Below are 22,935 nucleotides of genomic sequence, written 5' to 3'. Positions count from 1 at the left end.
GTCAGTGCCCGCGCACGCGCCGCGTCGCGTCCTGCACCTCACCGACGAGCTCCTCCAGGATGTCCTCCAGGAACAGCACCGCCGTCGTCTCGCCCGCCGAGTCGCGCACCTTCGCCAGATGACGGCCGGCGCGTCGCATCACGGCGAGCGCGTCCTCCAGGTCGGTGTCCTCCTGCACGGGGACCATGTGGTGGATCCGCTTGCCCGGGATCGGCTCGTGCACCTTCGTGTCCGCGTCCGGCCCCTCCGAGGCGCGCAGGATGTCCTTCAGGTGCACGTACCCGATCGGGGTGTCCTCGTCGTCGACGATCACGTAGCGCGAGAACCCGTAGCGGGCCACGGCCTTCTCGATGTCGTCCGGCGTCGTGGTCTGCGGCAGCGTCACGAGGTCGCCCAGCGGCACCGCCACGTCGCGCGCCTTCTTGTCGGTGAACTCGACGGCGGCGGTCACGGTGCCCGCGGTGTCCATCAGCACGCCCTCGCGACGGGACTGGCTCACGATCGTGGCCACCTCGTCGAGCGTGAAGGTCGAGGCCGCCTCGTTCTTCGGCTCGACGCGGAACAGCCGCAGCACGCCGTTGGCTGCCGCGTTGAGCAACCAGATCACCGGCATGAACACCTTCGAGATCCACACCAGCGGCGACGCGAGGATCAGCACCGCGCGGTCGGGCACCGAGAACGCCAGGTTCTTCGGCACCATCTCGCCGAACACCACGTGCAGGAACGAGACGACGAGCAGCGCGATCACGAACGAGACCACGTCGACCGCGCCGTCGGCCCAGCCCAGCGCGTGCATCGGCACCGCGAGCAGGTGGTGGATCGCCGGCTCCGACACGTTCAGGATCAGCAGGGAGCAGATCGTGATGCCCAGCTGCGAGGTCGCGAGCATGAGCGTGGCGTGCTCCATCGCGTACAGCGCCGTCTTCGCGGCCCGGGACCCGCGCTCGGCGCGCGGCTCGATCTGCGAGCGCCGCGCGGAGATCACCGCGAACTCCGCGCCGACGAAGAACGCGTTCGCCGCCAGCAGCACGACCAGCCAGGCGAGGCCGACCCAATCGCTCATCGCGACACCTCCTCGGCCTCGAGGGAGTCCGGTCTGGGCACGTAGCGCACCCGGTCCACCCGGCGGCCGTCCATCCGGACGACGTGCAGCGTGCCGCTCTCCAGCGGCACCTCGTCGCCGACGACCGGCACGCGCTCCAGCACGCTCATGACGTAGCCGCCCACGGTGTCGTACACGTCGCCCTCCGGCACGTCGACGCCCGCACGGCTGCGCAGCTCATCGGGGCGCAGCTCGCCGGGGAACGTGATGCCGTCGCGGTTGCGGATGATGCCGGCCCGCGTGCGGTCGTGCTCGTCGGACACCTCGCCCACGAGCTCCTCCACCAGGTCCTCCAGGGTCACGATGCCCGCCGTGCCGCCGTACTCGTCGACCACGACGGCCAGCTGGTAGCCGCGGCCGCGGAGGTCGGAGATCAGCGCGTCGACGTGGGCGGTCTCCGGCACGCGCAGCGGCTCGGTCGCCAGGGCGCCGACGGGCACCTCGGCCCGCCGCTCCCGCGGCACGGCGATCGCGGCCTTCAGGTGCACGACGCCGGTGATGTCGTCGAGGTCCTCGTCGAACACCGGGAAGCGGCTGTGGCCCGTGCGGCGCGCGAGCTGGATCACGTCGTCGACCGAGTCGCCCGCGGCGATCGCGTGCATGCTCGGACGGGCCGTCATCACGTCGGCGGCCGTGAGGCGTGAGAACGTCAGGGTGCGGTCGAGCAGCGTCGCCGTGTCGGCCTCCAGCAGCCCGGCGCTCGCGGAGCGGCGTACCAGAGACGACAGCTCCTCCGCGCTCCTGGCGCCGGACAGCTCCTCCTTGGGCTCGATGCCCATGCCGCGCAGCACGCCGTTCGCGCTGCCGTTGAGCACCACGATCGCGGGCTTGAACACGGCCGTGAACGCGGTCTGGAACGGGATCACGAGCTTCGCGGTCGCCAGGGGCAGCGCGAGCGCGAAGTTCTTCGGGACCAGCTCACCCAGGATCATCGACAGCACCGTGGCCACGAACATCGCCACGACGGTCGCGATCGGGGCGACCGCGGCCTCGGGGATGCTCCAGGCGACGAGCGTCGGGCGCAGGAGGTTCGACAGCGCCGGCTCCATCGTGTAACCGGTGAGCAGCGTGGTCAGCGTGATGCCGAGCTGCGCGGACGACAGGTGCGTCGAGGTGTGCTTGAGAGCGCTGATCGTGAGCGAGAGCCGGGATTCGCCCCGGGCCTGTCGCGCCTCCAGTTCGGCCCGGTCGAGATTGACCAGGGCGAACTCGCTCGCGACGAAGAGGCCGGTGCCGACCGTGAGCAGGAGCCCCACGCCCAACATGATGAAATCCATCAGCTATTCCTCTCCGCGGAGAGTTCGGGACGGTGGGGCGATGTTCGGCAACTGGGGGGGTCGTCCATAGTGCGCTCGATTCTACAGAACGCCGCCATGACCGCGCCCGTGCTACCAGCTCACCGGCAGCGCCTTGCCCTCCTCGTAGCCGGCCGCGGACTGCAGGCCGACCAGCGCGCGCTCGTGGAACTCCGGCACGGTCGCGGCACCCGCGTACGTGAACGACGACCGCACGCCGGACGTGATCATGTCGAGCAGGTCCTCCACACCCGGCCGCAGCGGGTCGAGGTAGATCTTCGAGGAGGAGATGCCCTCGGCGAACAGCTCCTTGCGGGCGCGCTCGTATGCGTCGAGGCGCTCGAACCGCGCCTGCACGGCCTTGGTCGACGCCATCCCCCACGACTCCTTGAACAGGCGGCCCTCCGCGTCGCGCTGCAGCTCGCCCGGCGCCTCGATCGTGCCGGCGAACCACGAGCCGATCATCACCGAGGCCGCGCCGGCTGCCAGTGCGAGAGCGACGTCGCGCGGGTAGCGCACTCCCCCGTCCGCCCACACGTGCGCTCCGGCCTCGCGGGCGGCCTGCGCCGTCTCCAGCACTGCCGAGAACTGCGGGCGCCCCACGGCGGTCATCATGCGCGTCGTGCACATCGCGCCGGGGCCGACGCCGACCTTGAGGATCGTGGCCCCCGCATCGACGAGGTCGCGCACGCCGTCGGCCGTGACGATGTTGCCCGCGACGATCGGGAGGCCGAGGCCGAGCTCGGCCACCGTGCGCAGTGCGCGGAGCATGCCCTCCTGGTGGCCGTGGGCGGTGTCGAGCACCAGCACGTCCACCCCGGCACCGGCGAGCGCGCGGGCCTTCGCGGCGACGTCGCCGTTGATGCCGACCGCCGCGGCCACCGCGAGTCGTCCGTCCGCGTCGACGGCGGGGCGGTACAGCGTGGCGCGAAGGGCGCTGCGGGCGCTCAGCGTGCCGACGAGGTGCCCGTGGTGGACCACGGTGACCATGTCGACGTCCGCCTCGGTGATCACGTCGAACGCGTGCCGCTCCGAGCCGATGTCGTCGGCGTCGATCGACGGGCTGCCGCGGTGGACCAGGTCGCCCAGCTGCGCGTCGGGGAGGGCGGTCGCGAGGCGGGTCGCCGGCAGGATGCCGAGGATCCGCTCCACGTCGATCGGGCCGGACCCCTGGGCGACCACGATCCCGTGACCGCTGGTGGCCGGCAGCAGTCGCAGCGCCTCGGCGACCGTGGCGTGCGGGGGCAGCACGATCGGCGTGTCCCACAGCACGGGCTGGCTCTTCACATCGCGGATCGCCGCGTCGAGCTCCTGCAGCGGGAGGTCCTGCGGCAGCACGCCGAGCGCACCGCGCCGGGCGAGCACCGCGGCGAGGCTGGGCCCGGTGACCGAGTTCATGTTCGCGGCCACCAGCGGCAGGGTCGCCGGGGTGCCGTCGTGCGGGGCCAGATCCACCTGGAGCCGACTGGTGACGCCCGACCGGCGCGGCACCAGGAAGACGTCCGAATAGGTCAGATCGACGGTGGGCTGCGCGCCTGAGAACTCCATGCCTCCACGGTACCGAGATCGGGACGGCGCGGGCGGGTGGCTTCGACGATTACCCGGGCGAAACAGGTTAGGCTTGGTGGTCGAGAGTGTGCGCGCCCGAACGCATTCCTGCGTCGTGCCTCCGCACCGAAGATCTTCAGCGATGAAAGAGGGCGATAGAGCGTGTCGAACCAGGTGACCGGCGTCGGTGGCGACGGGGGGTTCGGAGCCAATTCCTGGCTCGTCGAAGAGCTCTACGAGCAGTTCAAGGAGAACCGCGACTCGGTCGACAAGGAGTGGTGGCCCATCCTGGAGCAGTACCACTCCGAGGCCACGGCCGCCGGGACGAGCGCGACGGGATCCGCTCCGGCTGACACCGCAGCCGCACCCGCGCATCCGGTCACCGCGCCCATCCCCGTGATCGGTGCGCAGCCCGTCGCCCGCACGACGGCCAAGCCCGCCGCGGCCGCCCCGATCCCCGCGCAGGCGCCGAAGCCCAAGCCCGAGTCGAAGGAGCCGGTCGAGTCCTCCGAAGAGGACAAGGTCACGCCGCTGCGCGGTCTGCCCAAGACCCTCGCCGCGAACATGGACGAGTCGCTCACCGTCCCCACCGCGACCAGCGTCCGCACCGTCCCCGCCAAGCTGATGATCGACAACCGCATCGTCATCAACAACCACATGGCCCGCACGCGCGGCGGCAAGGTCAGCTTCACGCACCTCATCGGCTGGGCGCTCATCCGCACGCTCGACGAGTTCCGCAGCCAGAACGTGTTCTACGCCGAGGTCGACGGCAAGCCCTCCGTCGTCGCCCCCGCGCACGTCAACCTCGGCATCGCGATCGACCTGCCCAAGCCCGACGGCACGCGCGCCCTCATGGTGCCGAGCATCAAGCGCGCCGACACCATGACCTTCACCGAGTACCTCGCCGCGTACGAGGACCTGGTCACCCGCGCCCGCGGCAACAAGCTCACCGCCACCGACTTCCAGGGCACCACGGTGTCGCTCACCAACCCGGGCGGCATCGGCACGGTGCACTCGGTGCCGCGTCTCATGAAGGGCCAGGGCTGCATCATCGGCGCCGGCGCCCTCGAGTACCCGGCCGAGTTCCAGGGCGCGAGCGAGAAGACGCTCAACGAGCTCGCGATCGGCAAGACCATCACGCTCACCAGCACCTACGACCACCGTGTCATCCAGGGCGCAGGGTCCGGCGAGTTCCTGAAGAAGGTGCACGAGCTGCTGATCGGGCAGCGCGGGTTCTACGACGACATCTTCGCCGCGCTGCGCATCCCGTACGCGCCGATCCGCTGGAACCCCGACATCGCGGTCGACCTGGCCGAGCGCGTCGACAAGCAGTCCCGCGTGCAGGAGCTGATCAACTCCTTCCGCGTGCGCGGCCACCTGATGGCCGACATCGACCCGCTCGAGTACGTGCAGCGCTCGCACCCCGACCTGGAGATCGAGAGCCACGGGCTGACCTTCTGGGACCTCGACCGCGAGTTCGTCACGGGCGGCTTCGGCGGGCGCCGCGTGGCGAAGCTGCGCGACATCCTCGGCGTGCTGCGCGACTCGTACTGCCGCACACTCGGCATCGAGTACATGCACATCCAGGACCCGGAGCAGCGCCGCTGGTTCCAGGAGAAGGTCGAGGTCAAGTACCAGAAGCCCGGCCACGACGAGCAGCTGCGGGTGCTCCGCAAGCTGAACGAGGCCGAGGCGTTCGAGACCTTCCTGCAGACGAAGTTCGTCGGCCAGAAGCGGTTCTCGCTGGAGGGCGGCGAGTCGCTCATCCCGCTGCTCGACGAGATCCTCCAGGGCGCGGCGACCGCGGGCCTCGAGGGCGCGGCGATCGGCATGGCCCACCGCGGCCGCCTCAACGTGCTGACCAACATCGCCGGCAAGACCTACGGCCAGGTGTTCCGGGAGTTCGAGGGCACGCAGATGCCCGGCAACCAGCGCGGCTCCGGCGACGTGAAGTACCACCTCGGCACGGAGGGCACGTTCGTCGCCGACGACGGCTCCTCGCTCCCGGTGTACCTCGCCGCCAACCCCTCGCACCTCGAGACCGTCGACGGCGTGCTGGAGGGCATCGTCCGCGCCAAGCAGGACCGTAAGCCGATCGGCACGTTCGCCTGGCTGCCCATCCTCGTGCACGGCGACGCGGCCTTCGCCGGTCAGGGCGTCGTCGTGGAGACCCTGCAGATGTCGCAGCTGCGCGGCTACCGCACGGGCGGCACCATCCACGTCGTGGTCAACAACCAGGTGGGCTTCACGACCACCCCGAGCGACGCCCGCACCTCGGTGTACGCGACCGACGTGGCCAAGACGATCCAGGCGCCCATCTTCCACGTGAACGGCGACGACCCCGAGGCCGTCATCCACGTCGCGCAGCTGGCGTTCGAGTACCGCGAGCGCTTCCACCGCGACGTCGTGATCGACCTGGTCTGCTACCGCCGTCGCGGTCACAACGAGGGCGACGACCCGTCGATGACGCAGCCGCTCATGACCGACCTCATCCAGGCCAAGCGGTCGGTGCGCCGCCTGTACACGGAGTCGCTGGTCGGTCGCGGTGACATCACCGAGGAGGAGTACGACGAGGCCAAGGCCGACTTCCAGAACCGCCTGGAGATCGCTTTCGCCGAGACGCACGCCGCCGAGACGGGTGCCACGCCGATCGCGCCCGAGCTCCCGCCGGTCGAGGACCAGGTGGGCGCGCCCGAGGTCACCGGCGTCCCCGCCGAGGTCATCCAGCTAATCGGTGACGCGTTCGTGAACAAGCCCGAGGGCTTCACGGTGCACCCGAAGATCCAGCAGCTGCTGGAGAAGCGCCTCGACATGAGCCGCAACGGCAACATCGACTGGGGCTTCGGCGAGCTCCTCGCCTTCGGGTCGCTGCTGGTCGAGGGCACCCCGGTGCGGCTCGCCGGACAGGACTCGCGCCGCGGCACGTTCGTCCAGCGCCACGCCGCACTGCACGACCGGGCGAACGGCCAGGAGTGGCTGCCGCTGTCGAACCTGTCCGACGCGCAGGGCCGCTTCTTCGTCTACGACTCGCTGCTCAGCGAGTACGCCGCGCTCGGGTTCGAGTACGGCTACTCGGTCGAGGCGCCCGAAGCGCTCGTGCTGTGGGAGGCGCAGTTCGGCGACTTCGTCAACGGCGCCCAGTCGGTCATCGACGAGTACATCTCCGCCGCCGAGCAGAAGTGGGGTCAGCAGTCCAGCGTCACGCTCCTGCTCCCCCACGGCTACGAGGGCCAGGGACCGGATCACTCCTCCGCCCGCATCGAGCGGTTCCTGCAGCTGTGCGCTCAGGAGAACATGATCGTCGCGCGTCCGTCGACCCCCGCCTCGCACTTCCACCTGCTGCGCCGCCAGGCCTACGCCCGGCCGCGCAAGCCTTTGATCGTGTTCACCCCGAAGGCGATGCTGCGCCTGCGCGGTGCGACGAGCCCGGTCGAGGCCTTCACGCAGGGCCGTTTCGAGCCGGTCATCGACGACGACCGCGGTCTCGACCGTTCCGCCGTCAAGCGCGTGCTCGTGCACTCGGGCAAGGTGCACTGGGATCTGCGCGCCGAGCTGGAGAAGAACCCGAACCCCGAGGTGGCCCTGGTGCGCCTGGAGCAGCTGTACCCGACGCCGATCGACGAGCTCAAGGCCATCACCGACTCCTACCCGAACGCCGAGCTCGTGTGGGTGCAGGAGGAGCCGGAGAACCAGGGCGCCTGGCCGTTCCTCGCGCTCGCATTCGCGGATGTCCCCGGCGACCGCACGTTCCGTCCGATCTCGCGCCCGGCGTCCGCTTCGCCCGCGACCGGATCGTCGAAGGTGCACGCCGCGGAGCAGGCGACGCTGCTGCGCTCGGCCGTCACCCTCGGCTGATCGTTCGACCGCAACGGGCGCCGCGACCACTCGGTCGCGGCGCCCGTTCCCGTTGCGGCGAGGGCGGTCTCAGCGCGCCACGACGGGTTCGGCCGCGTGCCGAAGATCCGAGCTGAGGTGGTCGCGGGCGCGTACCTTCGCGGTCGCCTCCGCCCCCGCGGCGTCGAGCACGAGGAGCGCCGCCCCCAGCACAGGCGGCGCGTCCACGATCTCCAGCCGCGCTGAGGGCGCGTGCTGCGCAAGCCCCGCGTGGATGCTCGCGAGCAGCAGCGGGTCTCGGCCTCGTGCGACTCCGCCGCCGAACAGCACCGGCAGCTCGACCGCGCGCAGCCCGAGCCGGTCGACGCAGGCGCGCACGAACGCCACGACCTCGTCCGCCTGACGCCGCACCACCTGCCGTGCGACCTCGTCCCCCGCGGCCGCCGCCTCGAACAGCAGCGGTGCGAGAGCCGCGAAGGCCTGAGCCGGCCGTCGTCCGAGGTGCACGTCCTCGATGAGCGCGGCGACCGAGGAGGCGTCGACCGCGGCGAGAAGCCGCTCGACCAGCAGGGTGTGCGGTCCCCGGCCGTCCTCAGCCCGTGCGGCGTGCCATACGACCGCGTCGCCCAGTTCGGCGCCCCCGCCCCAGTCGCCCGAGAGCGGGCCCAACGCGGGGAAGCGCACCTGCGCCCCATCCGCCCGCACCCCGATGGCGTTCATGCCCGTGCCGCAGATCACGGCGACGGCGTCCTGCGCGTCGGTTCCGGCGCGCAGGAGTGCGTGCAGGTCGTTCTCCACGATCGCGCCCGGCGACCAGGGCAGCGGCGCGATGGCCGCACGGAACGCCGCGATCTCCTCCGCGAGGTCTAGTCCGGACAGGTACAGCCCCACGACGTCGAGGTCACGCGGGTCGCGGTCGCCGAGGGCGCGCCGCACGAGCCCGTCGATCACGCGGACCGACGGGGCGAGTCCGTCGATCTGCGGGCTCGACCCGGTCCCGCGCTCCCACGCGAGCACCTCTCCCGCGGTGTTGAGCAGCACCACGTCGGTCTTGGAGCCGCCGCCGTCCGCCGCGAGGACGAGCCGGTTCCGGTCGCGGCGGGTCACGCCCACTCCAGGTATCGCGCGTTGGCGGCGAGCAGCAGATCGGTCAGCTTCTCGGCGCGCTCGTGCTGCAGGACGAGCGGGTGCGCACGCATCGCCCGCAGCACGCGGTCACGCCCGCCGGCGGTCGCCGCGTCGAGCGCGAGCCGCTCGTAGCCTGCGACCGCGGAGATCAGTCCGCGGATGTCGTCGGGCAGTGCCGCCACGGGCTCGGCGAGGAAGCGACCGTCGCGATACCGGGCGGGCACCTCGATCACGTGGTCGTCGGGGAGGAACGGCAGTACCCCGTCGTTGCGGAGGTTCACCACGCGCGGCACCTCGGCGCCCCCGCGGATCGCGATCAGCAGCTCGATGGCCGCCTCGGAGTAGAACGCCCCGCCGCGCCGCTCGAGGATCTCGGGCTTGGTGTCGACGGAGGGGTCGGCGTAGAGCGCCAGCAGCTCGTGCTCGATCGCGCGCACCTCGACCGCGCGGGTCGCGTGGTGACGCTGTTCGTGCAGCACCTCGTCGTGCGCGTAGTAGTACCGCAGGTAGTACGAGGGCAGCACGCCGAGCTGCGCGAGCAGGGCGGGCGGGAGCTCGACCGTGTCGGCCAGTTCTCGCCCCCGCGTCGCGAGGGCCGCGGGGAGCTGGTCGACGCCGTCGATGTACACGCCGCGCTCCCAGGTGAGGTGGTTGAGCCCCACGTGGGCGAGGGCGACGCGGTCGGGCGCGACTCCGGCCTCCTCGGCGAAACGCCGCTGGAAGCCGATCGCCACGTTGCACAGTCCGACGGCGCGGTGCCCGTCCTCCAGCAGGGCGCGGGTGACGATGCCGACCGGGTTGGTGAAGTCCACGATCCACGCCTCGGGCTTGGCGTGGCGACGCACGACGTCGGCGATGCGCAGCACCACCGGGACCGTGCGCAGCGCCTTCGCGAGTCCGCCGGGGCCCGTGGTCTCCTGCCCGATGCAGTCGACGTCGTGCGGCCAGCTCTCGTCCTGCTCGCGGGCGTCCTGGCCGCCCACGCGGAGCTGGATGAGCACGGCGTCGGCGTCGCTCACACCCGCCGCGAGGTCGGTGGTCGTGAGCAGTCGCGCGGGATGCCCTCCCCGCGCCATCATGCGGCGGGAGATGCCGCCCACGAGCCTCAGGCGGTCGGGATCCGTGTCGACGAGCACGAGCTCCTCGATCGGCAGTTCACGCTGCAGCCGGACGAACCCGTCGATCAGCTCCGGCGTATAGGTCGATCCTCCGCCGACGATGGCGAGTTTCATCTGTCCTCCTTGTTCGGGCGGGTGCCCGGTGGGCGTCAGTCGGTGGGGATGCGGTCTTCGAGGATCGTGCGGATCTGCTCGACCAGGAGCCGGCGGGCACCGAGGAGCACGGCGCTGTCGCCCGTTCCGCTCAGGCGCACCTCCGGGGTCGGCCGTTCCTCTCCCGCGGCACGCTCGGCCACGAGCTCGGCGAGCCGCTGTCCTCCCGCGAGGTTGGTCGGCCCGCCGAGCACGATCAGGGCGGGGTCGAGCACGACCAGCACGGGCTCGATGGTCAGCGCGATGCGGTCGGCGACCATCCGCAGCACCTCCTCGTGCAGCGCGAGTGCGGCGAGGCCGTCGTCGTCGGGGGGCAGGAGGTCGAGGATCACCTGCGAGCCGAGCAGATCCGTGGTCACGGCTCCGGGCTGACCGGTGCCGGCGGCCACGGTCAGGTAGCCGATCTCCCCGGCACTGCCGTGCGCGCCGCGGTGGATGGTGCCGCCCAGGTCGACGCCGACACCGAGGCCCACACCCGCCCAGAGGAACGCGAAGCTGTCGACGTCCTGGGCCACGCCGACCGCACGCTCGGCCATCGTGGCGAGGTTGACGTCGTTCTCCAGCGTCACCGCGACACCGAGCGCGGCCTCGATCCGGGCTCTGGCGCCCGTCGCGGGCCACCCCGGCAGCGAGTCCGTGAGCGACAGGGTGTCCTGCCCCTGACCCACCGCGGCCTGCACGCCGATCGTCACGGCCTCGATCGTGTCGCGGTCGGCTCCGGCGGCGGCGCATGCGGCATCGACGGCGCGCGCGATGTCCTGCTCGGGCGAGCGTTCCTCGCCGATCACCGGAAGGTCGACCACCGGATGCTCCTGGCCGGTGGCGTCGACGAGCGTCGCCTGGATGCTGCCGTCGAGCATGCTCACCGCGACCCCCGCCACCCGGTCGGTCCGCACGCCCCAGCTCACCGCGCTCGGGCCGCGACTGCCCGCGACCTCCCCCACCGGCAGCACGAGGTCGGCGCGCTCGAGTCGCGCGATCATCTGCGTGGCGGTCGGCTTCGACATCCCGGACAGCTCGCCGAGTCGCGTGCGGGTCAGCGGGCCGTGCTCGAGGATGAGTCGCAGCGCTTCGCGATCGTTCCTGGTGCGCAGCCATGCCGAGGTGCCTGGGTCGATCTGTGCCATGGTGTGTGTTCCTTCCCCGCGACCGACTCAGGCGATGCCGAGTTCAGCGCGGACGTGGTCGCGAAGGCGGCCGAGGTTCTCGGGTTCGGGGGCGGCGCCGAGGAGGGTCTTGGTGTACTCGTGCTGCGGGTGGAGGATGACCTGGTCGGCGGGTCCGCGTTCGACGACGTCGCCCTTGTAGAGCACCATGATCTCATCGGAGAAGTGGCGGGCTGTGGCGAGGTCGTGGGTGATGTACAGCACGCCCAGGTTCTCTTCCCGCTGCAGCTCGGCCAGCAGGTTCAGGACCCCGAGCCGGATCGACACGTCCAACATGCTCACCGGCTCGTCGGCGACGATGAACCGTGCCCCTGGGGCCAGCGCCCGGGCGATCGCGACGCGCTGCCGCTGCCCGCCGGACAGCTCGTGCGGGCGGCGCTCGGCGAAGCTCTCCCCCGGGGTCAGCCGGACCCGTTCGAGCAGCTCGATCGCCCGCGCCCGTACCGCCGTCCCGGACAGCTTCGGGTGGTGCAGGCGGATCGGACGCTCCAGGTGATGCACGATCGTGTGGAACGGGTTCAACGACGCGAACGGGTCCTGGAACACCATCTGCACATCCGACCGGTACGCCTCCAACCCCCGACCCCGGGTGCCGGACTCGACACCGTCGAGGAGGATGGACCCGGAGGTGGGCGTCTCCAGCTTCATCAGCATCCGCGCGATGGTCGACTTCCCCGACCCCGACTCCCCCACCAGCGCGACCGTCTTCCCGGCCTCGATCGTGAACGACACGTCCTTCACCGCATGCAACACACTCGTGCGGAATCCGGAGCGCAGGGTGAAGTCCTTCACCAGATTCCGCGCCTCCAGCGTCCCGGCCCGGCCCGCATCGTTCGCGCTCATCGCCCCACCTCCTGGCTCATACCCGTGCGGACGAAATCGCCCCGCTCCCCGGTCAACGACGGGAAACTCGACAGCAGCCGTTTCGTGTACTCGTGCTGCGGGGTCCGGTAGATCTCCTCCGCCGTGCCCTGCTCCACGATCCGCCCCTGCAGCATCACCGCGATCCGGTCGCTGATCTCGATCAGCATCGGCAGGTCATGCGTGATGAAGATCACCGCGAACCCCAACCTCTCCCGCAACCGCATGATCTCCCGGATGATGCCCCGCTGCACCACCACATCCAACGCCGTGGTCGGCTCATCCATGATCATCACCTGCGGATCGAGCGCCAACGCCATCGCGATCATCATCCGCTGCCGCATCCCGCCCGACAGCTCATGCGGGAAACTCGTCAACCGGTTCGGATCCACCCCCACCAGCGTCAGCAACTCCTCCGCCCGCTCCTGCTTGGCCCTCTTGCTCATCCCCGGACGGTGCGTGTCGAAGATGTCGAAGATCTGCGCCCGCACACTGATCACCGGGTTGAGCGAGTTCATCGCCCCCTGGAACACCATCGAGATCTTGTCCCACCGGAACGCCCGCAACCCCTCCCCATCCAGGCCCACCACATCGATGTCGTGACCATCCCGGTCATGGAACACGATCTCGCCCTGGGTCATCAACGCCGGAGCCTTCAACAACCGGTTCATGCCATACGCGAGCGTCGTCTTCCCACACCCCGACTCCCCCGCCAACCCCAGGATCTCGCCACGGTTCAGCGTCAACGACACGTCGCGGACAGCCTTGACCGGCGGATCCACCTCGTACTCGATCGACACGTTCCTCGCCGACAGCACCGCGTCGCTCATGCGACCGCTCCTTCCCCGCCGACGCCACGACCGGCGCGACGTGCTCGGCGCTGGCGGCGCGCGGCCACCGGCGCGAGGCGCAGCTTCGGGTTCACGATCTCGTCGATCGCGAAGTTGATCAGCGACAGGGCCGTGCCTATCAGCGCGATGATCAGGCCGGGCGGCACGAACCACCACCAGGCGCCGCTTCCCACCGCCTGACCGGTCTGGGCGTCGTTGAGCACCGTGCCCAGGGTGATCGACCCGGTCGGTCCGAGGCCGAGGTACGACAGCCCCGCTTCGCCGAGCACCGCGAAGATCACCCCGAAGATCAGCTGCGCGGCGAGCAGCGGCACCAGGTTCGGGAGGATCTCGACGAAGATCACCCGCAGCGGTCGCTCGCCCGCGACGACCGCCGCGGCGACGTAGTCCCTCGTGCGCAGCGACCGCGCCGTCCCGCGGAGCACCACCGCCGACCCCGCCCAGCCGGTGATCCCGAGCACCAGCGCCACCAGCAGAGAGCTGCGGGCCAGGTCGCCCAGGCCCTCCGTGTGCTGCACGTAGGCGGCGATCACCATGACGAGCGGGAGCCCGGGGATCACGAGCATGATGTTGGTCGCGAGCATCAGGGTCTCGTCGAGCGCTCCGCCGAAATAGCCGGCGAGCACGCCGAACACCAACGCGAGGAACAGCGCCACGACGCCCGCGACCGCACCGACGAAGAGCGAGCCCTGCGTGCCGGTCGCGACCTGCGCGAGCACGTCGAAGCCCAGCTTGGTGGTGCCGAACGGGTGCTCGGGGCTCGGCGGCAGCAGCGGCTCGAAGCTCGCGTCACGCGGATCGCCGAGCAGGAGCGGGCCGATCAGCCCGAACAGCACGATCGCGGCGAGCACGATCATCCCGACGAGGAGCTTGCCCGACAGGCGCGGGAGTCCGCGGCGCAGGCGCGCCGACCGGGCGACGGCCACGGCGTGCGTGGACTCGGACGGGGAGACGATCAGATCAGCCATCGCGGCGCACCCTCGGGTCGATGAAGCCGTACAGGAGGTCGATCAGGAAGTTGGCCGCCAGCACGGTCAGCGTGATGACGAGGAACACCCCCTGCATCAGGGCGTAGTCGAGTCCCTGGACGGACTGGATCATGAGCTTGCCGAGTCCGGGGTAGCTGAACACCTGCTCCGTCACGATCGAGCCTGCAACGACGAAGCCCAGCGCGATGCCGAAGCCGGCGAGGCTCGGGATCGACGCGTTGCGGGCCGCATAGGCCCGGCGGATCCGGGAGGGCCGCAGCCCCTTCGCCTCCGCCGTGAGCACGTAGTCCTCCGACATCGTCTGCACCATCATGTTCCGCATCCCGAGCAGCCAGCCGCCGACCGAGGAGATCACGATCGTGGCCGCCGGCAACAGGGCGTGCACGAACGCACTCGCGAAGAACGCGGGTGTCCACTCCGGACCCGCCGGGAACTCGAACACGTCGTAGCCGCCGATGATCGGCAACAACCCCAGTTGCACCGAGAACACCGCGACGAGCACCAGCGCGAGCCAGAAGTACGGGATGGACTGCAGGAACGTGGTCACCGGCACCAGCTGGTCGACCCAGGTCCCGCGGAGCCATCCGACCCAGGCGCCCGCGAGGATCCCGAGCACGAACGAGATGATGGTGGCTGCTCCGACGAGCGTCACCGTCCACGGCAGAGCCGCGGCGATGAGCTCGCCTACCGGGGCCGGGTATCGGGTCGACGAGACCCCGAGATCACCGTGCAGCAGCCGACCCCAGTAGGCGAGGTATTGATCCCACAGCGTCGATCCCTTCTCCGCGCCGAGGATGGAGGTGATCGCCGCGATCGTCTCCTCGGACAGCGGTCGTCCACCGTTCGCGCGCCGGAGCTTGCCCAGCATGATTGCGGCGGGGTCGCCGGGCAGCAGCCGCGGCAGCAGGAAGTTGAGGGAGATCGCGGCCCAGAGCGTGATGATGTAGAACGCGATGCGGCGCATCCAGAACTTCACGAGCCTCTCCTCTCGTCGGATCGAGCCATGGGTGCTGTGCCTTACTTCTTCGCCGGGCGCAGGTGCGTGAGGATGACCGCGGAGGCCGTCGACAGGTACGGCAGTGGTGCCGCGTACATGTCGTCCTCAGTCGGCCAGCCCGTGAAGTCGGCCGTGTTGAAGAACGACTGCGAGGCGTTCAGCACGACCGGGATGTAGGGCAGGTCACGCGCGATCTCGGCCTGCACCGCGGCGTACGCCTCCTTCTTGATCGCCTCGTCCTGCGTCGCGCCGGCCTGCTTCACCGCGGCGTCGACGACGGGGTTGGTGTAGCGGGCGTAGTTCTGTCCCTTGGTGGGCTCCTCGCCGACCTTGGCGCTGGCGGCCGTGGTGAAGTACTGGTCGTAGTTGGAGTACGGGTCGGCGACCAGCGACTGCGTGATGCCGTAGAGGGCGAGCTGGAAGTCGCCGGTCGAGATCGGCGTCCAGTACTCGGCCTCCGACACCGTGCGCGCGTTCACGCGGATGCCGGCCTCCGCGGCCTGTGCGCTGATGAGCTTGGCGGCGTCGTTGTAGTCGGTCCAGCCGTCGGGCGAGAACAGGTCGAGCTCGATCGCGGTGCCGTCCTTGCCGTAGAAGCCGTCGGAGCCCTTGGTGTAGCCGGCGCCTTCCAGGATGCCCTCGGCGGTCGCCGCGTCGGGCTCCTGGGGGCTGACCGCCAGGGACGGATCGCTCAGCCACTTCTCGTCGCGCGGCAGCAGGGCGAAGCTGGGCGACGCCTCGCCGGACAGCCCGGCGAACGCCTTGCTGCTGATGGCCGCTCGGTCGATCGCGAGGTTGAGCGCCTGGCGCACGGCCGGGTCGGTCTGGGCACCCGCGCAGCCCATCGACGCGTCGGCGCAGGTGACGATCACGGTCGGGTCCTGCTGCTGATTCATCGTGCTGATGCGGCCGTTGGAGGTCACACCGTCCGGGTTGGCGATGAACTGGCCGACCCAGTCGAGCTTGCCGGTCTTGAGCAGATCCTCAGAGGACTGGTTGGAGTCGATGCCGATGTCCTGCACCTCGGTGATCTCGGGCGGGCCGTCGCGGAAGAGCGGGTTCGCCTCGAGCGTGTAGGCGGCGTCGGTGAACGACTTGAGCATGTAGGGGCCGGACCCGACCGGCTCGGGGTTCGTCTCGGTCATGTAGTCGTCGATGTCCGACCAGATGTGCTTCGGGATGATCCAGGTCGAGCCGAGGATGAGCGGGGTCGCGGTGAACTTCGCGGAGGAGTACGTCACGACGACCGTGGTGTCGTCCGTGGCCTCGGCGGACACCATGTCGGGGTCGAGGTTCGATCCGTAGCCCAGGCTGAACGCGACATCCTCGGCGGTGAGGTCCTCGCCGTCGCTCCACTTCAGGTCGGGCTTGATCGTGATGGTGAGGACGGTGCCGTCGTCACTGAACTCGTACGTGTCGCCGAGCATCCCGACCGGCGGGTCGGCGGACAGCTGGTTGAAGAAGAACAGCGGCTCGTAGATCGCGCCGAACGTCATGTGTGTCGCGGTGTCCACCGCGAACGGGTTGAAGTTGTTGGTGATCGGCGTCATCGACCCTGACCACATGCGCAGCGGGCGATCTGTGCCGGATGCGCTGCCACCGGGCGTGCAGCCGGCCAGTGCCAGCGCGAGGGCGGCGGCACCGGCGACGAGAGGAAGGGTCTTCCTCCAGCGGTTGACGTGCATGGAAACCTCGTCTCAAGAGCTTCGTTGCGGAAGTCGAGCAGAGCGGACAGGCATCCGCTCTGAGGCGAGGTTATAGTAAAGGCTCTTTCCAGTAAAGAGGTTTCTAGTTATTCGATTCGAGGTCAGTACCAGATGTCGAGCGACGGGGCGGGGAATGCGGCCAGGGCCCGGTCGAGCGCCCCCACGGCCTCCGGGGAGCCGCTGATGCGGCCGGCACCCGCCAGCGAGGCCGCGCGCACGCTGCCCGCGTACAACGACGACAGCGCCGACACCGAGAGCGTGACGTCCGCCTCCTCGCCCGAGGCCGACTCGACCTCGGCACGCCCCGCGCCGTCCACCCGCATGCGCCACTCCCCCTCGGAGAAGCCCAGCGGGTCGTCCACCCGGATCACGACGTCGAGCGGAGACGAGTACCGGCGCCCCGTGAGGGCGGCAGGCACATCGAGGATGCGCAGCCAGCCGTGGTCGTGCACGATCTGGGTGACGCCGCGCGGGTCGGCGACCAGCCACGGCAGCGCATCATCGAGCGGGCGCAGGTCGGCGGTCACCTCGTCCACCAGGTCGTGCTGCAGCGCGAACCGCCACAGCATCGCGATCGACTCCGGAGTCTCGGCGACCAGCAGTCGCACGTGCAGGGCGAACCGGAACGACTCGCCCTTCTCGCTGACCGCGTACGCCATCACGCCGCGGACCACGCCGTCGGCGTCGACGTGTCGCACGCCCCGCACGCGGTCACGGTCGGTGTCCGACGACTGCAGACCGGCGAGGCCCGTCCAGCGCGCACGCCACCCCGGCACCTGTCCCGACCGCGCACCGCGCGAGCGCTCGTGCACCACGCCGAGCTCCTGCGCGAGCTGCTCACGATCCAGGTACTCGATGCGCCCCTGCGGTGCGGGGCCGTCCCAGCCCGCGCGCCGCGTATCGACCGTGAACCGCGCGACCGGCACGGCAGACCCGAATCCGTAGCGGCCGTAGATCGTCGCCTCCGATGCCGTGAGCCCGGCGACCGCGACCCCGGCGTCTGCGGCGGCGCGCAGCTCGCCCTCCAGCAGGGCGCGGGCGATACCGCGGCGCCGGTGCGTCCCGGAGACCGTGACCCCGCTGATCGCCCACAGGCCGATCTCGCCGCCGGGCACCGTCATGGGCGTCACCCAGGAGTCGATCGTGGCGACGGGGTGCGGCGCGGTCGCCACGTCGCGCTCATAGACCCCGATGTTGCGGCGGCCGCGCACGGTGGGCAGCCCGTCCGCAAGAGTCTCGGCGGTGGGTTCCGCGCCCAGGAAGCCACGGGCCAGCGCGCGCTGGAACGCTTCGACCGCCGCGGCGTCATCCAGGTCGAGCACCCGGTAGTCGAGCCCCTCCCCTGCCAGACGGTCGACGGAGGTCTGATCGGCGGGGATCCCGCGTGCATCGATGAGGGCCATGCGACCAGCCTATTGGCCGCCGCCGACGCGCGAGCGGGCCAGTCAGTGCTGCGCGGCCTGCACCTCGCGCAGGCGCGCGAACACCTGGTCGCGCAGCTCCTCGGGAGCGGTCTCCTTGCAGGCGCGCGCCACGACCTCGGTGAGGGTGGTGGCCACGAGCGCCTCGTCCCGGCAGGACGGGCAGTTCTCGAGATGCTCGCGGATCTCGGCGTGCTCGGTCTTGCACACCTCGTTGCGGAGGTACTCCTCCAGATCCTGACGGGCCTTGTCGCAGCCGCAGTCGCTCATTTCGTGCTCCTCGGTTCAGCCGCGGCGATGCCTCGCTCGGCGGCATAGTCGGCCAGCAGCTCCCGCAGCATCCGCCTGCCACGGTGCAGACGGCTCATCACGGTGCCGATGGGGGTCTTCATGATGTCGGCGATCTCCTGATACGCGAAGCCCTCGACATCCGCCAGATACACCGCCAGCCGGAAGTCCTCCGGGACGGCCTGCAGCGCATCCTTCACGACCGAGGCCGGCATGCGGTCGATCGCCTCGGCTTCGGCGGAGCGACTGTGCGAGGCGGTGGTCGACTCGGCACCGCCGAGCTGCCAGTCCTCGAGCTCGTCGATGGTGCCCTGGAACGGCTCGCGCTGACGCTTGCGGTAGATGTTGATGTACGTGTTCGTCAGGATGCGGTACAGCCAGGCCTTGAGGTTCGTGCCCTGGGAGAAGGTCGACCACGACCCGTACGCCTTCACGAAGGTCTCCTGCACCAGGTCGGCGGCGTCCGCCGGGTTCCTGGTCATGCGCATGGCCGCCGCGTACAGCTGGTCCATGAAGGGGAGCGCCTGCTCCTCGAACTCGCGTCGAGGGTCGCCGACGGTGTCTGCGGTTGCGGTGTCATCCATCACCGGCCAGTCTAGGCCGCGGAGGTCGATCACCTCGCGCTCCAACGTCGCGGGCATGCCCATCCCTTCCTGCCTCGGGTGCGCCGCTTCTCACGATGACGGCGTCCTGTTTACTAAGGTGAGAACCGATGAGCGCCAAAAGGTATTCCCCCTCCCGTGTGCAGGGCGCCTATCCCGCGCCCACCACCGACGCGCCGGTGCGCGCCGAGCTCACGATCCCCGGATCGAAGTCTCTGACGAACCGTGAGCTCATCATCGCGGCGATCGCCGACGGTCCGGGGCGTCTGATCGCCCCGCTCCACAGCGACGACTCCCAGCGCATGATCGAGGCCCTGCGCGCCCTCGGCGTCGGCGTGGAGGAGGTCGACGGCGGTCACGAGTTCGGTCCCGATCTCGTCGTCACCCCGGCGAAGCTGCACGGCGGTGTCACCATCGACTGCGGTCAGGCGGGCACGGTCATGCGTTTCATCTCCCCGCTCGCGGGTCTCGCCGAGAACGACGTGCACCTCACGGCCCACGAGACCGCGCTGCATCGTCCGATGGGCGGCCTGATCAGCGCCCTGCGCGACCTCGGGGTCGACATCGACGACGAGGGCACCTGGGCGCTGCCGTTCACCATCCGCGGGCACGGCCGGATCCGCGGCGGCCGGGTCGAGATCGACGCCTCCGCCTCCAGCCAGTTCGTGTCGGGCCTGCTGCTCGCCGCCCCGCGCTTCGATGTCGGCCTGCACCTCGTGCACACGGGCGAGCGGCTGCCGAGCCTGCCCCACATCGACATGACGATCGAGGCGCTGAGCCGCCGCGGCATCCGCATCGAGCGACCGGCCGTCGGCGAGTGGCTGGTCGAGGCCGGCGTGCCGCGTGCGAAGGAGATCGCGATCGAGCCGGATCTGTCGAACGCCGCGCCGTTCCTCGCCGCCGCGCTCGTCACCGGCGGAGCGGTGTCGATCACCGGCTGGCCGGCGCACTCGACGCAGCCCGGCGCGCTCCTGCCGGAGATCCTGCAGAGCGCCGGCGCCCACGTGTCCCGCCACGGTGGCACCCTCACGGTGCGCGCGGGCACGAGCATCCGCGGCCTCGACATCGACCTCTCCGCGGCGAGCGAGCTCACGCCCACGCTGGTCGGTCTCGCGGCATTCGCAGAGTCCCCGACCACGATCCGCGGCATCGGGCACATCCGCCTGCACGAGACCGACCGCATCGCGGCGCTCGTGGGGAACCTGCGCGCGCTGGGCGGCACCGCCGAGGAGCTTCCCGACGGCCTGCGGATCGTGCCCTCCCCCCTGCGCGGGGGTAAATGGCCCGCGCACCACGATCACCGTATGGCGACGACGGGGGCCCTCATCGGACTGCGGGTGCCCGGCGTCGAGATCGATGACATCGGCACGACCGCGAAGACCCTCCCGGAGTTCACGATGCTCTGGGAGCGGATGCTGCGAGGCTGACGGTGAGCTGGCTCGACGACACCGACCTCGACGACGACTTCGAGGAGTACGACGAGAGCGCGATCCGCACGCGTCCGAACCCGAAGGCGAACCGTCCGCGCACCAAGCGCCGACCAGCGCACGAGGACGCCCAGATCGGCCGCGTGCTCGGCGTCGATCGTGGACGCTATTCCGTCCTCCTCGACGAGGGCACGGCCGAGGAGCACACGATCACGGCCGCGCGCGCTCGCGAACTGCGGCGCACGCCGATCGTGACCGGCGATCAGGCTCGCGTCGTGGGCGACACCTCGGGCGCCGAGGGCACGCTCGGGCGGATCGTGGGCATCCTCGACCGCACGTCCCTGCTGCGCCGCAGCGCCGACGACACCGACCAGGTCGAGCGCGTGATCGTGGCCAACGCCGACCAGATGCTCGTGGTCGTCGCCGCCGCCGACCCGGAGCCGAGGGCCCGCCTGGTCGACCGCTACCTCGTCGCGGCGCTCGACGCGGGCATCCGCCCGCTGCTGGTCGTGACGAAGACCGACCTCGCCGACCCCGCGGAGTTCCTCGCCCACTTCGACGGCCTCGACCTGCGCGTCTTCACCAGCGCACGCGACGAGATGCCCGTCGCGGAGATCGGCGAGGCGCTGGTCGGCCACTCGACCGTCTTCGTCGGTCACTCCGGCGTCGGGAAGTCGACGCTCGTCAACGCGCTGGTCCCGTCCGCCGGCCGCGCGACCGGCCACGTCAACCAGGTCACCGGCCGTGGGCGCCACACCTCCTCGTCGACCGTGTCGCTGCGCTACGAGGGTCCGGACGGCACGGGCTGGGTCATCGACACTCCCGGCGTGCGCTCGTTCGGCCTCGGACACGTCGATCCCGCCAACATCCTGGCGGCGTTCACGGAACTCGCCGTGATCGCGGAGAACTGCCCCCGAGGCTGCACCCACCTGCCCGATGCGCCGGACTGCGCCCTCATCGAGGCCGCGGAGCGCGGAGAGCTGAGCGAGACGGGCCGCGCGCGCCTCGACTCGCTGCAGCGCCTCCTGCAGACGTTCGCCGACAAGGCGGAGCAGACTCCCGGCCGATAAAGTGGACGGGTGACTGAGCGCCTGGAACCCGGTACTGCCGCCCCTGACTTCTCCCTCCTCGACCAGGACGGGAACCCCGTCTCCCTGGCCGACCTGCGCGGCCGCAAGACCGTGCTCTACTTCTACCCCGCTGCGATGACCCCCGGGTGCACGACCGAGGCCTGCGACTTCCGCGACAGCATCTCGTCGCTGCAGGGTGCCGGCTACCAGGTCGTCGGGGTCTCTCGCGACGACCCCGCCACCCTGACCACCTTCCGCGAACGCGACGCTCTCACGTTCCCGCTGCTCAGCGACCCCGACCACGCGGTCCACGAGGCGTACGGCGCCTGGGGCGAGAAGATGAACTACGGCAAGGTGGTCGAGGGCGTGATCCGTTCGACCTTCGTGCTCGACGAGGAGGGCGTGATCACGCTCGCGCAGTACAACGTGAAGGCCACGGGCCACGTGGCGCGACTGCGCAAGCAGCTCGGCATCGACGCGTGAGCGTGGCGCCGTGGGGCGTCACTCCGCCCCGCGGCGCTCGCCTTCGCGTCGCGCGCTGGAGATGAGCAGCGCGAAGCCGACGACTCCCGGAACCGCGAGTCCCAGCACGAACGCCCACGGCACCGGCTGCACCGTGAGCGATCCCAGCGCCAGGGCGACCGCGAGCACCTGAGCCACCACCCCGCCGGAGCGCGCCCACGACCGCCCGGAACGCGTCCCCACGGCGAACGCGACGAGGGCCGCTGCGCCGATCAGGGTCAGCACGATGAGCGCGATCGCCGTCGTCGACGACGCCGCGTCCCCCGCACCGAGACCGGCCACCTCGATCGCCGCGAACACGACGAGCGCGGCGGCTTCCAGAGCGAGCACCGCGGACGCGGCGAGGGCGATTCCCGGTGCGCGCACGGGGTCCTCCTGGGGGTGCAAAGCAGAGAAAACCCTTGATTTCAGGGTATCCATGTAACAGAATAGAGAAAGTCATGTGCTCCCACAGCGGCGTGGGGCGAACGTTCGCGTTCGCATCACAATCGGCGGGCATCCGCCCGCATCTCAACAGGGTAGCGGAACCCGAACCGCCGCCCGAATCGAGAAGTCGCATCGCGACATCTCATGAAATCCACACCGAGGAGCCCCCATGGACTGGCGCGATAAGGCCGCCTGCCTGACCGTCGACCCCGAGCTTTTCTTTCCCGTCGGCAACACCGGACCGGCCGTCGACCAGATCGAGAAGGCCAAGACGGTCTGCGCCACGTGCACCGTCACCGAGATCTGCCTGCAGTACGCCCTGGAGACCAGCCAGGACTCGGGCGTCTGGGGCGGCCTGTCCGAGGACGAGCGCCGCGCACTCAAGCGCCGCGCCGCCCGCGCCCGCCGCGCCTCCTGACGACTTCGAAGCG

Annotated in this window: 20 protein-coding genes; 5 read left to right on the top strand and 15 right to left on the bottom strand. The window is 70.4% G+C overall.

Translation table 11 applies throughout. From position 1 onward, the window contains the following. Position 1: 1 nt before the first annotated feature. The 3 genes from KZC56_RS11835 to guaB1 all read right to left on the bottom strand — a co-directional run bounded on the left by KZC56_RS11835 (position 2) and on the right by guaB1 (position 3,945). On the bottom strand, positions 2 to 1,063 hold the full coding sequence (locus KZC56_RS11835) for a hemolysin family protein (protein ID WP_136035230.1): 1,062 nt from the start codon (positions 1,061 to 1,063) through the stop codon (positions 2 to 4). Beyond that, positions 1,060 to 2,379, bottom strand: a complete 1,320-nt coding sequence (locus KZC56_RS11830) for a hemolysin family protein (protein WP_136030868.1) — start codon at positions 2,377 to 2,379, stop codon at positions 1,060 to 1,062. Before KZC56_RS11830 ends, KZC56_RS11835 begins: the two co-directional genes overlap by 4 nt. Positions 2,380 to 2,490: 111 nt before the next feature. Continuing rightward, positions 2,491 to 3,945, bottom strand: coding sequence for a GMP reductase (gene guaB1, locus KZC56_RS11825; RefSeq protein ID WP_247638616.1), 1,455 nt, complete (start codon positions 3,943 to 3,945; stop codon positions 2,491 to 2,493). Between the two features lie 162 nt (positions 3,946 to 4,107). On the opposite strand from guaB1, the gene KZC56_RS11820 reads away from it, so the two are divergent. Next, positions 4,108 to 7,800 (top strand): multifunctional oxoglutarate decarboxylase/oxoglutarate dehydrogenase thiamine pyrophosphate-binding subunit/dihydrolipoyllysine-residue succinyltransferase subunit, encoded by a 3,693-nt coding sequence (locus KZC56_RS11820; RefSeq protein WP_206251454.1) that lies wholly within the window; start codon positions 4,108 to 4,110, stop codon positions 7,798 to 7,800. Between the two features lie 69 nt (positions 7,801 to 7,869). Here KZC56_RS11820 and KZC56_RS11815 read toward each other — a convergent pair whose 3' ends face one another. From KZC56_RS11815 to KZC56_RS11765, 11 genes are all read right to left on the bottom strand, one after another. Continuing rightward, complete coding sequence (locus KZC56_RS11815; RefSeq protein WP_206251455.1) at positions 7,870 to 8,886, bottom strand: N-acetylglucosamine kinase; 1,017 nt, start codon at positions 8,884 to 8,886, stop codon at positions 7,870 to 7,872. Continuing rightward, on the bottom strand, positions 8,883 to 10,139 hold the full coding sequence (locus KZC56_RS11810; protein ID WP_206251456.1) for a family 4 glycosyl hydrolase: 1,257 nt from the start codon (positions 10,137 to 10,139) through the stop codon (positions 8,883 to 8,885). Before KZC56_RS11810 ends, KZC56_RS11815 begins: the two co-directional genes overlap by 4 nt. A 35-nt stretch (positions 10,140 to 10,174) precedes the next feature. Beyond that, on the bottom strand, positions 10,175 to 11,305 hold the full coding sequence (locus KZC56_RS11805) for an ROK family transcriptional regulator (protein WP_206251457.1): 1,131 nt from the start codon (positions 11,303 to 11,305) through the stop codon (positions 10,175 to 10,177). Positions 11,306 to 11,332: 27 nt separating this feature from the next. Beyond that, positions 11,333 to 12,187: an ABC transporter ATP-binding protein gene (locus tag KZC56_RS11800; RefSeq protein ID WP_206251458.1), complete on the bottom strand. Its 855-nt coding sequence runs from the start codon at positions 12,185 to 12,187 to the stop codon at positions 11,333 to 11,335. Next, on the bottom strand, positions 12,184 to 13,035 hold the full coding sequence (locus KZC56_RS11795; protein ID WP_206251459.1) for an ABC transporter ATP-binding protein: 852 nt from the start codon (positions 13,033 to 13,035) through the stop codon (positions 12,184 to 12,186). Before KZC56_RS11795 ends, KZC56_RS11800 begins: the two co-directional genes overlap by 4 nt. Beyond that, entirely contained in the window at positions 13,032 to 14,024 is a 993-nt protein-coding gene (locus KZC56_RS11790; protein WP_136032931.1) for an ABC transporter permease, read from the bottom strand. Before KZC56_RS11790 ends, KZC56_RS11795 begins: the two co-directional genes overlap by 4 nt. Continuing rightward, complete coding sequence (locus KZC56_RS11785) at positions 14,017 to 15,021, bottom strand: ABC transporter permease (protein ID WP_136032929.1); 1,005 nt, start codon at positions 15,019 to 15,021, stop codon at positions 14,017 to 14,019. The genes KZC56_RS11790 and KZC56_RS11785 overlap by 8 nt, the downstream gene beginning before the upstream one ends. Before the next feature lie 41 nt (positions 15,022 to 15,062). Beyond that, the gene (locus KZC56_RS11780) at positions 15,063 to 16,727 is read right to left on the bottom strand and encodes an ABC transporter substrate-binding protein (protein WP_136035800.1); all 1,665 of its coding nucleotides are present in this window, start codon (positions 16,725 to 16,727) and stop codon (positions 15,063 to 15,065) included. Between the two features lie 122 nt (positions 16,728 to 16,849). Continuing rightward, positions 16,850 to 18,151, bottom strand: coding sequence for a GNAT family N-acetyltransferase (locus tag KZC56_RS11775; RefSeq protein ID WP_247638615.1), 1,302 nt, complete (start codon positions 18,149 to 18,151; stop codon positions 16,850 to 16,852). Positions 18,152 to 18,193: 42 nt separating this feature from the next. Then, a complete protein-coding gene (locus KZC56_RS11770; protein ID WP_136032923.1) occupies positions 18,194 to 18,439 on the bottom strand; it encodes a zf-HC2 domain-containing protein in 246 nt (81 codons plus the stop codon). Beyond that, the gene (locus KZC56_RS11765) at positions 18,436 to 19,098 is read right to left on the bottom strand and encodes a sigma-70 family RNA polymerase sigma factor (RefSeq protein ID WP_136032921.1); all 663 of its coding nucleotides are present in this window, start codon (positions 19,096 to 19,098) and stop codon (positions 18,436 to 18,438) included. Before KZC56_RS11765 ends, KZC56_RS11770 begins: the two co-directional genes overlap by 4 nt. Positions 19,099 to 19,169: 71 nt before the next feature. Here KZC56_RS11765 and aroA point away from each other — a divergent pair, with 71 nt between their 5' ends. Genes aroA through bcp form a run of 3 tightly spaced genes read left to right on the top strand, consistent with a single transcriptional unit; the run spans position 19,170 to position 22,039 of the window. Then, on the top strand, positions 19,170 to 20,486 hold the full coding sequence (aroA, locus tag KZC56_RS11760; RefSeq protein WP_247638614.1) for a 3-phosphoshikimate 1-carboxyvinyltransferase: 1,317 nt from the start codon (positions 19,170 to 19,172) through the stop codon (positions 20,484 to 20,486). Between the two features lie 2 nt (positions 20,487 to 20,488). Continuing rightward, positions 20,489 to 21,556, top strand: a complete 1,068-nt coding sequence (rsgA, locus tag KZC56_RS11755; protein WP_136032917.1) for a ribosome small subunit-dependent GTPase A — start codon at positions 20,489 to 20,491, stop codon at positions 21,554 to 21,556. Between the two features lie 9 nt (positions 21,557 to 21,565). Next, positions 21,566 to 22,039: a thioredoxin-dependent thiol peroxidase gene (bcp, locus tag KZC56_RS11750; RefSeq protein WP_136032915.1), complete on the top strand. Its 474-nt coding sequence runs from the start codon at positions 21,566 to 21,568 to the stop codon at positions 22,037 to 22,039. 18 nt (positions 22,040 to 22,057) lie between these two features. Here the strand turns inward: bcp and KZC56_RS11745 are convergent, their stop codons facing one another. After that, positions 22,058 to 22,444: a hypothetical protein gene (locus KZC56_RS11745; RefSeq protein WP_136045625.1), complete on the bottom strand. Its 387-nt coding sequence runs from the start codon at positions 22,442 to 22,444 to the stop codon at positions 22,058 to 22,060. Between the two features lie 229 nt (positions 22,445 to 22,673). Between KZC56_RS11745 and KZC56_RS11740 the strand changes: the two genes are divergently transcribed. Then, complete coding sequence (locus KZC56_RS11740; RefSeq protein WP_017203224.1) at positions 22,674 to 22,922, top strand: WhiB family transcriptional regulator; 249 nt, start codon at positions 22,674 to 22,676, stop codon at positions 22,920 to 22,922. Positions 22,923 to 22,935 lie beyond the last annotated feature (13 nt).

The sequence above is a fragment of the Microbacterium sufflavum genome (assembly GCF_023091155.1).
In the GTDB taxonomy this organism is placed as follows: domain Bacteria; phylum Actinomycetota; class Actinomycetes; order Actinomycetales; family Microbacteriaceae; genus Microbacterium; species Microbacterium sufflavum.
Note: the sequence above shows the minus strand (reverse complement) of the source record. Positions and strands in the feature narration are given on the sequence as shown.